Origin of the sequence: Paracoccus lichenicola, assembly GCF_009708075.1 — a bacterium.
Taxonomy (GTDB): Bacteria; Pseudomonadota; Alphaproteobacteria; order Rhodobacterales; family Rhodobacteraceae; genus Paracoccus; species Paracoccus lichenicola.
In genome coordinates this window covers 85,206-99,095 of record NZ_WMBT01000003.1, presented here as the reverse complement: position 1 = coordinate 99,095, position 13,890 = coordinate 85,206, and the positions used below count along the sequence as shown (strand labels likewise).

General features: G+C 67.5%; 13 protein-coding genes. 10 read left to right on the top strand and 3 right to left on the bottom strand.

Annotated features, from left to right (window positions below):
- Positions 1 to 107: 107 nt before the first annotated feature.
- The 4 genes from ileS (at position 108) to GIY56_RS06600 (ending at position 5,820) form a co-directional block, all read left to right on the top strand.
- Positions 108 to 3,104, top strand: a complete 2,997-nt coding sequence (gene ileS, locus GIY56_RS06615) for an isoleucine--tRNA ligase (RefSeq protein ID WP_154764036.1) — start codon at positions 108 to 110, stop codon at positions 3,102 to 3,104.
- Positions 3,101 to 4,144, top strand: coding sequence for an L-glyceraldehyde 3-phosphate reductase (gene mgrA, locus GIY56_RS06610; protein ID WP_154764035.1), 1,044 nt, complete (start codon positions 3,101 to 3,103; stop codon positions 4,142 to 4,144). Before ileS ends, mgrA begins: the two co-directional genes overlap by 4 nt.
- Positions 4,145 to 4,194: 50 nt before the next feature.
- Positions 4,195 to 4,611 (top strand): OsmC family protein, encoded by a 417-nt coding sequence (locus GIY56_RS06605; protein WP_154764034.1) that lies wholly within the window; start codon positions 4,195 to 4,197, stop codon positions 4,609 to 4,611.
- Between the two features lie 105 nt (positions 4,612 to 4,716).
- A complete protein-coding gene (locus GIY56_RS06600) occupies positions 4,717 to 5,820 on the top strand; it encodes a sensor histidine kinase (RefSeq protein ID WP_154764033.1) in 1,104 nt (367 codons plus the stop codon).
- A 6-nt stretch (positions 5,821 to 5,826) separates the two neighbouring features.
- Here the strand turns inward: GIY56_RS06600 and GIY56_RS06595 are convergent, their stop codons facing one another.
- The 3 genes from GIY56_RS06595 to GIY56_RS06585 are packed head-to-tail and all read right to left on the bottom strand — an operon-like array spanning position 5,827 to position 7,711.
- The gene (locus GIY56_RS06595) at positions 5,827 to 6,810 is read right to left on the bottom strand and encodes a hypothetical protein (RefSeq protein ID WP_154764032.1); all 984 of its coding nucleotides are present in this window, start codon (positions 6,808 to 6,810) and stop codon (positions 5,827 to 5,829) included.
- A gap of 4 nt (positions 6,811 to 6,814) precedes the next feature.
- On the bottom strand, positions 6,815 to 7,171 hold the full coding sequence (arsC, locus tag GIY56_RS06590) for an arsenate reductase (glutaredoxin) (RefSeq protein ID WP_154764031.1): 357 nt from the start codon (positions 7,169 to 7,171) through the stop codon (positions 6,815 to 6,817).
- Between the two features lie 24 nt (positions 7,172 to 7,195).
- Positions 7,196 to 7,711 carry an Lrp/AsnC family transcriptional regulator gene (locus GIY56_RS06585; RefSeq protein WP_154764030.1) on the bottom strand — a complete coding sequence of 172 codons (516 nt, stop codon included), beginning with the start codon at positions 7,709 to 7,711 and terminating at the stop codon, positions 7,196 to 7,198.
- 100 nt (positions 7,712 to 7,811) lie between these two features.
- On the opposite strand from GIY56_RS06585, the gene GIY56_RS06580 reads away from it, so the two are divergent.
- The 6 genes from GIY56_RS06580 to GIY56_RS06555 all read left to right on the top strand — a co-directional run bounded on the left by GIY56_RS06580 (position 7,812) and on the right by GIY56_RS06555 (position 13,870).
- Entirely contained in the window at positions 7,812 to 8,144 is a 333-nt protein-coding gene (locus GIY56_RS06580) for a DUF2849 domain-containing protein (protein ID WP_154764029.1), read from the top strand.
- Positions 8,137 to 9,795: a nitrite/sulfite reductase gene (locus tag GIY56_RS06575; protein WP_154764028.1), complete on the top strand. Its 1,659-nt coding sequence runs from the start codon at positions 8,137 to 8,139 to the stop codon at positions 9,793 to 9,795. Before GIY56_RS06580 ends, GIY56_RS06575 begins: the two co-directional genes overlap by 8 nt.
- Positions 9,788 to 10,519: a phosphoadenylyl-sulfate reductase gene (locus GIY56_RS06570; RefSeq protein ID WP_154764027.1), complete on the top strand. Its 732-nt coding sequence runs from the start codon at positions 9,788 to 9,790 to the stop codon at positions 10,517 to 10,519. The genes GIY56_RS06575 and GIY56_RS06570 overlap by 8 nt, the downstream gene beginning before the upstream one ends.
- Positions 10,516 to 10,902, top strand: a complete 387-nt coding sequence (locus tag GIY56_RS06565) for a DUF934 domain-containing protein (RefSeq protein WP_154764026.1) — start codon at positions 10,516 to 10,518, stop codon at positions 10,900 to 10,902. Before GIY56_RS06570 ends, GIY56_RS06565 begins: the two co-directional genes overlap by 4 nt.
- A gap of 46 nt (positions 10,903 to 10,948) precedes the next feature.
- Positions 10,949 to 11,791: a ferredoxin--NADP reductase gene (locus tag GIY56_RS06560; protein WP_154764025.1), complete on the top strand. Its 843-nt coding sequence runs from the start codon at positions 10,949 to 10,951 to the stop codon at positions 11,789 to 11,791.
- 168 nt (positions 11,792 to 11,959) lie between these two features.
- The gene (locus tag GIY56_RS06555; protein ID WP_154764024.1) at positions 11,960 to 13,870 is read left to right on the top strand and encodes an OmpA family protein; all 1,911 of its coding nucleotides are present in this window, start codon (positions 11,960 to 11,962) and stop codon (positions 13,868 to 13,870) included.
- Positions 13,871 to 13,890: the final 20 nt, after the last annotated feature.

Here is a 13,890-nt window from a genome sequence, read left to right as displayed (position 1 = left end):
CGGCATGGAATTTCTGGCGTTCGGATCCCGAATTAGCAACCCGGCGGCGTGAGGTTTCGCGCCGCCGGGTCGCCGCATGTCCGAACCCTCCGCACCAAGGATGCCCCATGGCCGCCGATACCGTCACGTCTGACGCCCCCGATTACCGCGACACCGTCTTCCTGCCGCAGACCGAGTTTCCCATGCGCGCGGGCCTGCCGCAGCGCGAGCCGGAATGGCTGGCCCGGTGGGAGCGGATCGGCATCTATGACCGCCTGCGTGAACGCAGCGCGGGCCGCGCGCCCTTCATCCTGCACGACGGTCCCCCCTATGCCAACGGGCACCTGCATATCGGCCACGCGCTGAACAAGACCATCAAGGACATCATCGTGCGCAGCCACCAGATGATGGGCCGCGACGCGCGATACGTCCCTGGCTGGGACTGCCACGGCCTGCCCATCGAATGGAAGATCGAGGAGAAATACCGCGCTGAGGGCCGCGACAAGGACGCCGTGGACGTGGTCGAGTTCCGCCAGGAATGCCGCCGCTTTGCCGACGAATGGATCGACATCCAGCGGGCCGAGTTCAAGCGCCTCGGCATCACTGGCAAGTGGGACGACCCCTATCTGACGATGGATTTCCACGCCGAGGCGGTGATCGCGGCCGAGTTCATGAAGCTGGTGATGAACGGCGCGCTGTATCAGGGGTCCAAGCCCGTGATGTGGTCGCCGGTGGAAAAGACCGCGCTGGCCGAGGCCGAGGTGGAATACAAGGACCACACCAGCCATACGGTGTGGGTGCGGTTTCCGGTAACAAACCCGTCGCAGGCTGTGGTCACTCTTTATGACAACCCGCAAGACCCGGCGATGTCCGAGGTTGAGTTGAACCTTCTTGCAAACCATGTTCGCGACCAGCTTGCCTCGGCATCCGTGGTGATTTGGACGACGACGCCTTGGACCATCCCGCAAAATCGCGCTGTCGCCTTCAGCCCCGATATTGAATACGCTATTTACAATGTGACCGAGGTTGCTGAAGGCGCCTTGGCGCGACCGGGCGAGCGCCTGATTTTGGCGACTGCGCTGGCCGATACTGTTTTCGCGTCCGCAAGGATTGAACATGCCGAGCGTCTTTTCCTTCTGACGGCAACGGAACTTGGCAGCCTAACCCTCGCTCACCCCTTCCGCGCCATCGAGGGCGGCAATGGCGAATGGGACTATGACGTTCCCCTTCTCCCCGGCGATCACGTCACCGACGACGCGGGCACGGGCTTTGTCCATACCGCGCCCAGCCATGGCGACGACGACTATCAGCTTGGGCTGCGCTTCAAGCTGCCCATGACCTACAACGTCGAACCCGACGGCTCGTATCGCAAGGATCTGCCGCTGTTCGGCGGGCAGGCGATCATCGACGCGGACGGCAAGGACGGCCCGGCCAATGTCAGCGTCATCAAGCAACTGGCCTATGCGGGCGCGCTGCTGGCCAAGGGGAAGATCAAGCACTCCTATCCCCATTCCTGGCGGTCCAAGGCGCCGCTGATCTATCGCAACACGCCGCAATGGTTCGCGGCCATCGACAAGCCTCTGACCGACGGCATGGGCGCGCATGGCGACACGATCCGCACGCGGGCGCTGAACAGCATCGACAAGCTGGTGAAGTGGTGGCCGCAGACCGGGCGGAACCGCATCCACGCGATGGTGGAAAACCGCCCCGACTGGGTGCTGTCGCGCCAGCGGGCCTGGGGCGTGCCGCTGACCTGCTTCGTGCGGCGCGGGGCCAAGCCCACCGACGACGACTTCCTGCTGCGCGACCAGCGCGTGAACGACCGCATCATCGCCGCGTTCGAGGCCGAGGGCGCCGATGTCTGGTACCGCGACGGCTTCAAGGCGCGGATGCTGGACGGGATCGTGAACCCGGACGACTATGACCAGGTGATGGACGTGCTGGACGTGTGGTTCGACAGCGGATCCACCCATGCCTTCGTGCTGCGCGACCGGGCGGACGGGGCGCCGGACGGGATCGCCGACGTTTACCTGGAAGGCACCGACCAGCATCGCGGGTGGTTCCAGTCGTCCTTGCTGCAAGGCTGCGCCACCAAGGGCCGCGCGCCTTATCGCAACGTGGTGACGCATGGCTTCACGCTGGACGAAAAGGGCATGAAGATGTCCAAGTCGCTGGGCAACACCATCGTCCCCGCGAAGGTGATCGAGCAATACGGCGCCGACATCCTGCGCCTGTGGGTGGCGCAGGCCGATTACACCGCCGACCAGCGGATCGGGCCGGAAATCCTGAAAGGCACCGCCGACAGCTATCGCCGGTTGCGCAACACGCTGCGTTTCCTGCTGGGCGCGCTGGACGGGTTCGGCGATGCCGAGAAGATCGACCCGGCGCAGATGCCCGAGCTGGAACAGTGGATCCTGCATCGCCTTGCGCAACTGGATCACGCGGTGCGCAAGGGTTACGACCAGTTCGACTTCCAAGGCGTGTTCCAGACGCTGTTCCAGTTCTGCACCGTCGATTTGTCGGCCTTCTATTTCGACATCCGCAAGGATGCGCTGTATTGCGACGCCCCGGACAGCCCGCGCAGGCGGGCCGCGCGGACGGTGCTGGACATCCTGTTCCACCGGCTTGTCACCTGGCTGGCCCCGATCCTGCCCTTCACGACCGAGGATGTGTGGCTGTCGCGCTTCCCCTCATACGACGACAGCGTGCATCTGCACGACTTCCCCGTGACCCCCGCCGACTGGCTGAACGAGCCGCTGGCGGTGAAATGGGACCACGTCCGCCGCGCCCGCCGCGTCGTCACCGCCGCGCTGGAGGTCAGGCGGTCCGACAAGACCATCGGCGCCAGCCTGGAGGCCGCGCCGGTCGTTCATGTCGAGGACCGCGACATGCTGGCCGCGTTGAAATCGGTGGATTTCGCGGATGTCTGCATCACCTCGGACCTGTCGCTGACTCTGGACCCCGCCCCGGCCGAGGCGTTCCGCATGGCGGAAACCCCCGGCATCGGCGTGGTGTTCGAGGCGGCGGATGGCGAGAAATGCCAGCGGTGCTGGAAGATCCTGCCCGATGTGGGGACGCACAAGCATCCCGGCGTCTGCGGGCGCTGCGACGAGGTTCTGTCATGACGGACTACCGGCCCGACCCCGACCGTTACGACCGGATGCGATACCGCCGCTGCGGGCGGTCCGGGTTGCAATTGCCCGCGATCAGCCTGGGGCTGTGGCACAATTTCGGCCATGACACGCCGCATCAGACGAAACGCGACATCTGCCGCACGGCCTTCGATCTTGGCATCACTCATTTCGACCTGGCCAACAACTATGGCCCGCCCCCCGGCAGCGCCGAGGAAGCGTTCGGGGACATCCTGCGCACCGATTTCGCGGGCCACCGGGATGAGCTGGTCATCAGCAGCAAGGCCGGTTGGGACATGTGGCCCGGCCCTTACGGGGAGTTCGGCAGCCGCAAATACCTGATCGCGTCCTGCGACCAGTCGCTGAAACGGCTGGGTCTGGATTACGTGGACATCTTCTATTCCCACCGCTTCGATCCCGACACGCCTTTGGAGGAAACCATGGGCGCGCTGGATCATATCGTGCGGTCGGGACGCGCGCTGTATGTGGGGATTTCCAGCTATAACAGCGCGCGGACGCGCGAGGCGGCGGCGATCCTGCGCGACCTGGGCACGCCCTGCCTGATCCATCAGCCTTCCTACAACATGCTGAACCGCTGGATCGAACGCGACGGGCTGCTGGACAGGCTGGAGGATGCGGGCATGGGCAGCATCGTCTTCACGCCGCTGGCCCAGGGGATGCTGACGGGGAAATACCTGCGGGACATCCCTGCCGACAGCCGCGCGGCGCAGGGGAAATCGCTGGCCCCCGACTGGCTGACGGACGACATGACCCAACGCCTGAACGGGCTGAACGATCTGGCGGCCGGGCGCGGGCAAAGCCTAGCGCAGCTGGCGGTGGCCTGGACCCTGCGCGACCCCCGCGTGACCAGCGCGCTGATCGGCGCGTCGCGCGCGTCGCAGGTGGCCGATTGCGTGGGCGCGCTGGACCGGCTGGATTTCACGGCGGATGAACTGGCCCGCATCGACGAACTGTCGGCGGGCGGGGACGTGAACATCTGGCGCGGATCGACCGAGGACGCGGGCGAGGGATAAGGACAAACCGCCCCGACCCGTGCTAGGCTGGTCCCATCAAGGGGGCCACCATGCCAGTCGTCAGCGTCAGCCTGATGAACCTTCCCGAAACCGAGGCCGCGCTTGGCTGGGCGGGCGCCCATTGCCTGATCGCCGACCGGCCCGAGGGCCGCGCGGGCGGCATGGGCCTGGGCTTCAACGGCGCGCAACTGCTGGCGCTGGCCATCGGCGGCTGCTTTTGCAACGACCTGCGTTACATCGCGCACAGGCGCGGGGTGGCTATCGCCTCGATCTCCGTCAAGGTGCATCTGGCGTTGGAGGGCGACCCGCCCATCGCCACGGGGGCCGAGATGACCGTGCAATGCGTCATGGCTGACGGATCGGACCCGCAGCCCCTGATCGACGAGGCCAGGGACAGCTCGATGGTCGGTTGTTCGCTGCCCCGCGGGATTCCCGTCACGGTTTCATCGGACCCACGGCCCGCCTGAATAGGCCTCACGTGGGCGGTTTCCCGCCCGGTTCGCGGTTGACTGTCCGGGCCGTTTGGCCGGACTGTCGCCAGACCCGATCCAGACAAGGCCCCGACGATCCCCATGGAAGCACAGCCCCATCCCCGCCAGGCGGACCGCTTGAAGGAACTGCACGACCTGGACATCCTCGACACCCCGCGAGAGGAGGAGTTCGACGCGGTGGTCGCCCTGGCCGCCGACCTGTGCGAGGCGCCGATTTCCGTCATCAACCTGATCGACGCCGACCGCCAGTGGTTCAAGGCCGAGGTGGGTCTGGGGGTGCGGGAAACGCCCCTGGACACCTCGCTCTGCGCCCATGCCATTCTGGAACGGGATTTCCTGGAGATTCCCGACACGCGGCTGGACGCGCGGATGCGGGACAACCCCTTGTGCCTGGGGGATGGGGGGCTGCGCTTTTACGCGGGCGCGCTGTTGCGGACGGATCAGGGGCTGCCCATCGGCACGCTGTGCATCCTGGACACCCGGCCCCGAAGCCTGACCGCCCTGCAACGCCGGGCGCTGAGGGTGCTGGCAGGGCAGGTGATGGCCCAGATCAGGCTGCGCCAGGCCCTGCGCCGGGCCGAGGCGATGCGGCAAGAGGCCGACCACCGGGTCAAGAACTCTCTGCAGGCCATGGCCTCGCTGATCGCGATCCAGGCCCGGGACGCGGAACCCGCCGTCGGCGCGGCGCTGGACCAGGTGGGGCGCCAGGTCCGGTCGGTCGCCACGCTGCACGCGATGCTGAACCAGCACGGCGGGTCCGACACGGTGGCCTTGCAGCCCTATGCGACCGGGATCGGGGCGATCCTGGACGACTCGATGCCCGCGCACCTTTCGGTCAGCGTCGAGGCCGCGCCGGTGATGGTCACCTCGGCGCAGGCTGCCGCGATCGGGACGATCATGAACGAATTCGCCAGCAATGCGCTGAAGCACGCCTTCCCGGACGGCCGGGCGGGCCGGGTGTCCTTTGCCATCCGGCCGGACGGGGACGACAGCCTGCGCCTTGTCTGCGCCGATGACGGGATCGGGTTCGATTGGGACAAGGTGGACCGGGACGCCAGCCTGGGGCTGCGCGTGATGATGGCCACCGCCGAAACCCTGGGCGGGGCCTTGCAGCCGGTGGATGGCGGGACCGGCCTGACCTTGGCGCTGACCTTCGGCATCGACCGGACGATCAACCCGGCGTGAGGCCGTTCAGTCCCACCACCAGCCGTTCTTCTTCAGCGTCTGCCGGATCGGCTTTTCCCTGGACGGCAGGCCGCCAGCGAACAGCGGGCGCACCTTGTCGCGGCCCTTGTTCTGATAGATCAGCTTCTTCGCCGGCTCCCATTCCCGCAGGCGCTTCTTGATGCGGTTGGGAGCGACGGCGGCTTCCAGCACCTCCAGCACCCGGTCGGATTCGCGGGCATACAGCAGCGGCAGGTTGCGGTAATGGCAGGTCACGCCGCCATCAAGGCCCGCCAGGTCGGGACCGGGACGCCCGCCGCCCAGGCTGTGGATCACCAGCGGCAGGATCACCTGGTCCAGCCAGGGATCGAGGCTTTGGCAGGCCAGCTCCTCGGGTGGGTCGCGGCGCACGGACAAGGCCCAGTCCAGGAACCGCTGCCCGAAGACCGCCGGGTCGGGACCGAAGAACCAGCCCGCGTTGAAATACAGGTATCGTTCCCAGTGCTCGTCCGGCTGGGACAAGTCCAGGGACGACGCGAAATCCAGGCCGAAGCGGTCGTAAAGCGATTGCCAGATCCCGCCATAGCCGGGACCATAGAGCGGCGGTTCGGGCCATGTCCCCTCGCGCCGCATCGACGCGGCGGGCGGCGCGGCGTCGAAGGGCACCTGCTCCAGCGGGCCGCAGATCAGCGTGTCGGTGCCGAAGAAGGCGAAGGCTTCCCCTGCGGGCAGGACCGACAGCGCCTCGATCTTGTTGCCATAGGGATAGGCCGCGCCGAAATGGCGGGCGGTAAAGAGCGCGATCTCGGCCCCCAGGGATTCCAGCAGGGCGCGGGTTTCCTCGTCGATCCGCGTGTCGTGGTCCGCCCAGGCACCGTCCGGCTGGGGTTCGGCGACGATCAGGCGGCCGGTGAAATCCGGGGCGGCGTGGCGCAGGCTCGCGGCGAAGATGATCGCCTCGAACTCCAGCCGCCCCTTCTGGGCCAGGATCAACAGGTTCGGTGCAGCCATCCGCTCAGCCCGCCAGCATGTCGAAAACGGTTTCCTTGGGACGGCACAGCCGGGCGCCACCGGGTCCGAAGACAACCGGGCGTTCGATGACTGCCGGGTGCTCCGCCATGGCGGCGATCAGCGCATCGTCCGACAGCACCGGATCGTCCAGGCCAAGCGCGTCATGGGGGGTGTTCCTGCGCCGCAGCAGGCCGCGCGGGGCCATGCCCAGCCGGTCCAGCGCCGTCCGCAGTTCCGCGACCGTGGGCGGCTGCGCCTGGTAGTCGCGCACCGCCAGGTCCACCCCCGCGTCCTGCAAGGCTTGCAGGACAAAGCGCGAGGTCGCGCAGTTCGGATTGTGCCAGATCGTATAGTCGGACATGCGGCCCCCAGGATTGGCGCAACCCTAACGCGCAACGTCCGGAATGGGAAGCGCAGTGGTTGCCTTGATCTCCTCCATCGACAGCAGGGCGGTGACGTTGTGGATCTTCACCTCGCCGATCAGCGACTGGTAGAAGCGGTCATAGGCGCGCGCGTTGCGGACCTGCACCTTCAGGATATAGTCGATGTCGCCCGCTAGGCGGTGCGCCTCGATCACCTCGGGGCGTTCGCGCAAGGCCTTGAGAAAGCGCGCCGCCCAGGCCTTGTCGTGTTCGCTGGTGCGGATCAGCACGAAGAAGCAGGCTTCCAGCCCAAGCGCCTCGGGGTCCAGAATCGCCACCTGGCGGCGGATCACGCCGGCCTCGCGCAGCTTGCGGATGCGGTTCCAGACGGGGGTCTTGGATGCCCCCACCCGGTCGGCGATCTGGTCCAGCGACAGGCTCGCATCCTCTTGCAGCAAGGACAGGATTTTGCGATCCACCTCGTCCAGCCGGAAATTTGTTTTGGCATGACCTGCATTATGTGGAAGCTGTTCCGGCATGATGGACCATCCTGGCTGAATGTCCTTATTTCCCAGACCCTATCGCAAAGATCCAGAACAAAATTCTATATTAGAAGAACCAATCCGAAAGGGTCCGATCATGAGCAAAGCCTTCGTCCCGACGGCCGCGAAACCCGGCGTCATCACCGCGAACGACCTGCGCGAAGGCCATAACGTCTGGATGTGCGAGGATGGCTGGACCGCCGATCCCGCGCAGGCGACCCTGTTCGAGGACGAGGCCATCGCCAATCTGGCGCTGCTGAAGGCGGTGGGCCAGTCCAACATCGTGGTCGGCCCCTATCTGGTCGAGGCCCGCCGCGGCCCGAACGGTCCCGAACCGACCCATTTCCGCGAGGCGTTCCGCCAGCGCGGCCCGTCCAACTATTTCCACGGTATCCAGACTGCAAAGCAAGCCGAGGCCAGCAATGTTTGATGTTCGTCCCGTCGAGACCGACTATGTGCGCCACCGTGCGGCCCAGTTCCGCGCCCAGGTCGAACGCCGCCTGGACGGCAGCCTGACGGAAGACGAATTCCGGCCCCTGCGGCTGATGAACGGCGTGTATCTGCAACTGCACGCCTACATGCTGCGGATCGCCATTCCCTACGGCACGATCAGCCCCGACCAGATGCGGATGCTGGCGCATCTGGCCGAAACCTATGACAAGGGCTACGGCCACTGGACCACGCGGCAGAACATCCAGTTCAACTGGCCGCGGCTGGTGGACATCCCCGACATGCTGGACAAGCTGGCCTCGGTGGGGATGCACGCCATCCAGACCTCGGGCAACACGATCCGCAACGTGACGACCGACGCCTTCGCGGGGGCGGCCGCCGACGAATGGATGGACCCGCGCCCTTATGCGGAGCTGCTGCGCAGCTGGTCCACCGACCACGCCGAGTTCCAGTTCCTGCCGCGCAAGTTCAAGATCGCCATCACCGGCGCCGCGCGCGATCGCGCCCTGGTCGCCGCCCATGACATCGGCTTGCGTCTGATCCAGAAGGACGGCCAGACGGGGTTCGAGGTCTGGGTCGGCGGGGGCCTCGGCCGCACGCCCATGCTGGGCAAGGTGATCCGCGATTTCCTGCCCGAAGCCGACCTGCTGGCCTATATCGAGGCGATCATCTCGACCTACAACCTGTCGGGCCGGCGCGACAACAAGTACAAGGCGCGCATCAAGATCACCGTCCACGAACGCGGCTTGGATGTCTTCAAGGCCGAGGTCGAGGAAGAATTCCTCAACCGCCGCCGCGACTTCCACGGCGCCGACCGCGAGGCGCTGGCGATCTTCCGCGACCGCTTTGCCGCCCCCGCCTTCCGCAACGCGCCGGTTGACGGGTATGAGGCCGAGCGGGCGCGGAACGGCGCCTTCCGCAGCTGGACCGACACCAACCTGCATCCGCACAAGGTGGACGGCTATGCCAGCGTGATCGTCACCTTCAAGACGCCTGGCGAAACGCCGGGCGACGCCAGTGCGGACCAGATGCGCCTGCTGGCCGATCTGGCCGAACGGTATGGCCATGCCGACCTGCGCATCAGCCATGACCAGAACGTCGTGCTGCCCCATGTCCACAAGTCGGACCTGCCCGCCGTCTATGCGGCGCTGCAGGGGGCCGGGCTTGCCACCGCCAATGCCGGGCTGACCAGCGACATCATTGCCTGCCCGGGCATGGATTACTGCACGCTGGCCACCGCCCGATCCATCCCCATCGCGCAAGAGATCGCGACGCATTTCAAGAACAACGGCCTGGAAGACGAGATCGGCAAGCTGAACATCCGCATCTCGGGCTGCATCAACGCCTGCGGGCATCACCACTTGGGCCATATCGGCATCCTGGGCCTGGATCGGGCGGGGGTGGAAAACTATCAGATCACGCTGGGCGGCGACGGCTACGACATCCCGGCCATCGGCGAACGCGCCGGGGCGGGCTTCCCCTACGATCAGGTCGTGCCCGCCATCGACCGCCTGCTGCGCGCCTATCTGGAGGTTCGTGCGGACGCGTCCGAACGCTTCATCGACGCCTATCGCAGGCTTGGCCCCGCCCCGTTCAAGGCCGCGCTCTACCCCGAGCCTGCCCATGCTTGACGACACCTTGGACAGCCGCGCCGCGCGGTTGAACGACCGCTATCGCCACCATGCCGCGACCGAGGTTCTGCGCCGCGCCGTGTCCGACCCCGACCTGGGGCGAGTGGCGCTGGTGTCGTCCTTCGGCGCGGAATCGGTGGTGCTGCTGCACATGGTCAGCCGGGCGGCGCCCGGCCTGCCGGTGCTGTTCATCGACACGCAGATGCTGTTCCCCGAAACGCTGGAATACCAGCGCGAGGTGTCGGCCAAGTTGGGCCTGACCAACGTCCAGGTGATCCGCGCCGATCCGGCCCAGGTCGCGCGCCAGGATCCCGACGGGACGCTGCACCAATTCAATGCCAATGCCTGCTGCGACCTGCGCAAGACGGTGCCGCTGGAAGGTGCGCTGTCGGGTTACGACGCCTGGATCACGGGCCGCAAGCGGTTCCAGAACTCTGATCGCGCCGCGCTGGAGTTCTTTGAACCCGAACCCCCCTCGCGCCTGCGCATCAACCCGCTGGCCCACTGGCGGGCCGAGGACGTGCAGGACTACATGGTGGAAAACAACCTGCCGCGCCATCCGCTGGTCGCGCGCGGTTATCCGTCCATCGGCTGCGCGCCCTGCACCTCGCCGGTGAAACCGGGCGAGGATCCGCGCGCGGGCCGCTGGCGGGGCAGCGACAAGACCGAATGCGGCATCCACTTCATTGGCGGCAAGATCGTCCGCGGAAAGGTTCCGGCATGACCGAACGACTGAACAGCGAACGCGTCATCGCGCGCGACGACGGCTTCCACCCGCTGGTCCAGGAGGCCGAGGAAACCCTGGCCCCCGACACGCCACTGGCCGATCTGGCCCAGCATCTGGACCGCGACCTCCTCGCCATCGACTTTCCGTCCTTCAGCGACGGGCGCGGCTTTTCGCTGGCGCGCCGCCTGCGCGAGATGGGCTTCAAGGGCCGCCTGCGCGCCTCGGGGCGGCTGATCGCCGACCAATACGCCATGGCCCGCCGCGTGGGCTTTGACGAGGTCGAGGTCGCCCCCGACATCGCCGCCCGCCAGCCTGCCGAACAATGGATCGCGCGGGCCGACTGGCAGGCCCATGACCACCGCGCCAAGCTGGCGGGCTGAGGGGCTTTCGCCCTGCCGCCGCATCGACTAGAACACAGGAAATCCCATGACGCTGGACATCCCCGTGGCCGACGCCGCCCCCAAGACCGCCCCGAAGACGCTTCCCGACGCGCAGACCGTCACGGCGGTCAGGCACTGGACGGACAGCCTGTTTTCCTTTCGCGTGACGCGCCCCGCGTCCCTGCGCTTCCGGTCGGGCGAATTCGTGATGATCGGCCTGCTGGGCGACAACGGAAAACCCTTGCTGCGCGCCTATTCCATCGCCTCGCCCAACTGGGACGAGGAACTGGAGTTTTACTCGATCAAGGTGCCGGACGGGCCGCTGACCTCGAAATTGCAGCACATCCAGCCGGGGGATGAGATCATCCTGCGCCCCAAGCCCGTGGGCACGCTGGTGCTGGACGCGCTGCTGCCGGGCAAGCGGCTGTGGTTCCTGGCGACCGGCACCGGCATCGCGCCCTTCGCCTCGCTGATGCGCGACCCCGAAACCTATGAACGGTACGAGCAGGTCGTGATGATGCACACCTGCCGCACGGCGGACGAACTGGCCTATGGCCGCGAGCTGGTCGAGAACCTGCGCCACGACCCCCTGCTGGGCGAGATCTATGGCGAGGATTTCGCCAACCGCCTGGTCTATTACCCGACCACCACACGCGAAGAATCCCCGCGCATGGGCCGGATCACGGACAACATGACCTCGGGCAAGGTGTTTGCCGACTTGGGCCTGCCGCCGATCAGCCCGGAGACGGATCGCGCCATGGTCTGCGGCAGCCTGGCCTTCAACGTCGATGTGAAGGCCGTGCTGGAAGGTTTCGGCCTGCACGAGGGGGCCAATTCCGAACCGCGGGAATTCGTGGTGGAAAAAGCTTTCGTGGGCGACGGGGTCTGATCCCTGCAAATAGAAGGACTTGGCAAGGGCGCGGCAGGGACCGCGCCCTTTACCGTTCCGGGGGCTTTCCCGCCCATCACGGCAGGGTCACGCAAGCGTTTGGAACTTGGCGGTTTGTTTGCCTGTTAAGTTGGCAACGCAGAAACCGTCCGAGGGAGAGGAGTCCCCATGCGCCGGATCATCCACAACACCACCGCCATCGCGGCCTGCCTGTCGCTGCTGGTGCCGCAGCTTGCGCAGGCCCAGCCTGCCGTGCCGCCCGGGCAACCCCCCGCCGCCCAGGCCGCGCCGAAGCCGCAGCGCCAGCGTGCCGAACCCGCAGAACCCGCGCCGCAGCGGGCCGAGCGCCAGCCGCGCCCCGAACGCCAGCAACCTGAAGCGGCCCAAGCCAAGCCGGACCGGGCGGAACGCCCCGCCCAGGCCGCCCGCGAACAGCAGCGGCAGCGTCCCGCCGACAGCGCCGAAGGCCGTGCCGCCCAGCAGGAGGAAAAGCCGCAGCGTGCCCGCGATCGCGCCGCCCGCCAGTCCGCCGGGGAAGAGGCCACCGAACGTGGCCAGGCCGAACGCCCCGAGGAACCCGCCCGCCGCCAGAACCGCGAGCGCCCCGAGCAAGCGGCGCGCCAGCAGAACGGGGAACGCCCCGCCGGGGCCGCGCGCGACGGGCAGGCCGAACGCCCCGCGCCGCGCCGGCAGCAGGCAACCCCCGCGCCGGAACCCCGCGACGAACAACGCCCGCAGCGCGCGGGCGGCGGCGATCCCCGGGCGCAGGCGCCGGACAGGGAACGGCGGGCCGGCCAGCCCCCTGCCGCCGGGGACAATGCCCCGCGCCGGCAAGCGGCCCAACCAGCCGCGCCGGTCCCGGGCGAGACCCCCGACGAGCGGACGCTGCGGGAAAAACTGGAACGCGACCAGCGGCAGCGCAACGTGACAACCGAAGGCCAGGGCAGGCCGCAACGCGCGGGCGAGCGCGCGCCGCAACAAGCCCGCCAAAGCGAGGCTTCCCGCGAAGCCGCCCGGGAAACCCGCGCCGCCCCCGCCGCCGCGCTGAACGAGGACAGCCGGGGCGAAGTGGTCGAACAGCGGATCACCAGGGAAAACAGCCGTTCCTCGGACGAGGATTTCGCGACCAGCCTGCGCGAGGCCGTGCAGCCCCAGGCCCCCCGGCAGGCCCGGAACAACGATGAAGACAATGACGACAACGACCTGGCCAAGGCGCTGCTGCTGGGTCTGGGCGCGGTCGCGGTGGGCAGCTATCTCAACAACAACCGCCAGGTCGCGTTGTCTGCGCCCGACCGGGTGGTGGTGACGCGCGCCGATGGCAGCCAGGAACTGATCAAGGACGACACGGCCCTGCTGCGCCAGCCGGGATCGACGGTGGCGACCGAGAACTTCGACGACGGATCGTCGCGCACCGTGGTGACGCGGGCCGATGGCAGCCGCGTCGTCACCATCCGCGACGCCGACCTGCGGGTGCTGCGCCGCACGCTGGTGTCGCCCGACGGCACGCAAACCCGGCTGATCGACGACACCGCCGCCGTGGAACCCGTGGACATCGCCACGCTGCCCGCCCCGGCCCCGGCCGCCACCCCCGGCATCTACCAGGACGAGGCCGCCCTGCGCGAGGCCCTGCGGCGCGAGGTCGATACCGACCGCCGCTTTACCCTGGGCCAGGTGCGCAGCATCCCCGAGGTCCGCTCTCTGGCCGCGCCGGTCAATATCGACGCGATCACCTTCGACAGCGGATCGGCCGCGATTTCCCCGGACCAGGCGCGGCAGCTTTCGACGCTGGGCAGCGTCATCCAGGACGCCATTGCCGAGAACCCGCGCGAGGTCTTCCTGATCGAAGGGCACACGGACCTTGTCGGCTCGGACGCGGCCAACCTGGCGTTGTCCGACCGCCGCGCCGAATCGGTGGCGCTGGCGCTGACCGAATATTTCCAGGTCCCGCCGGAAAACCTGGTCGTGCAGGGTTACGGCGAACAGTTCCCGCAGGTGCGCCAGGACGGCGACGTGCGCGAAAACCGCCGCGCCGCCATCCGGCGGATCACGGACCTGCTGCAAACCGCCGAGGCGCAATGACGGACAAGGCCCCGGCAATG

Coding starts and splice junctions, on each gene's coding strand:
- ileS (WP_154764036.1), top strand. CDS start 108: ATGGCCGCCGATACCGTCACGTCTGACGCCCCCGATTACCGCGACACC.
- mgrA (WP_154764035.1), top strand. CDS start 3,101: ATGACGGACTACCGGCCCGACCCCGACCGTTACGACCGGATGCGATAC.
- GIY56_RS06605 (WP_154764034.1), top strand. CDS start 4,195: ATGCCAGTCGTCAGCGTCAGCCTGATGAACCTTCCCGAAACCGAGGCC.
- GIY56_RS06600 (WP_154764033.1), top strand. CDS start 4,717: ATGGAAGCACAGCCCCATCCCCGCCAGGCGGACCGCTTGAAGGAACTG.
- GIY56_RS06595 (WP_154764032.1), bottom strand. CDS start 6,810: ATGGCTGCACCGAACCTGTTGATCCTGGCCCAGAAGGGGCGGCTGGAG.
- arsC (WP_154764031.1), bottom strand. CDS start 7,171: ATGTCCGACTATACGATCTGGCACAATCCGAACTGCGCGACCTCGCGC.
- GIY56_RS06585 (WP_154764030.1), bottom strand. CDS start 7,711: ATGCCGGAACAGCTTCCACATAATGCAGGTCATGCCAAAACAAATTTC.
- GIY56_RS06580 (WP_154764029.1), top strand. CDS start 7,812: ATGAGCAAAGCCTTCGTCCCGACGGCCGCGAAACCCGGCGTCATCACC.
- GIY56_RS06575 (WP_154764028.1), top strand. CDS start 8,137: ATGTTTGATGTTCGTCCCGTCGAGACCGACTATGTGCGCCACCGTGCG.
- GIY56_RS06570 (WP_154764027.1), top strand. CDS start 9,788: ATGCTTGACGACACCTTGGACAGCCGCGCCGCGCGGTTGAACGACCGC.
- GIY56_RS06565 (WP_154764026.1), top strand. CDS start 10,516: ATGACCGAACGACTGAACAGCGAACGCGTCATCGCGCGCGACGACGGC.
- GIY56_RS06560 (WP_154764025.1), top strand. CDS start 10,949: ATGACGCTGGACATCCCCGTGGCCGACGCCGCCCCCAAGACCGCCCCG.
- GIY56_RS06555 (WP_154764024.1), top strand. CDS start 11,960: ATGCGCCGGATCATCCACAACACCACCGCCATCGCGGCCTGCCTGTCG.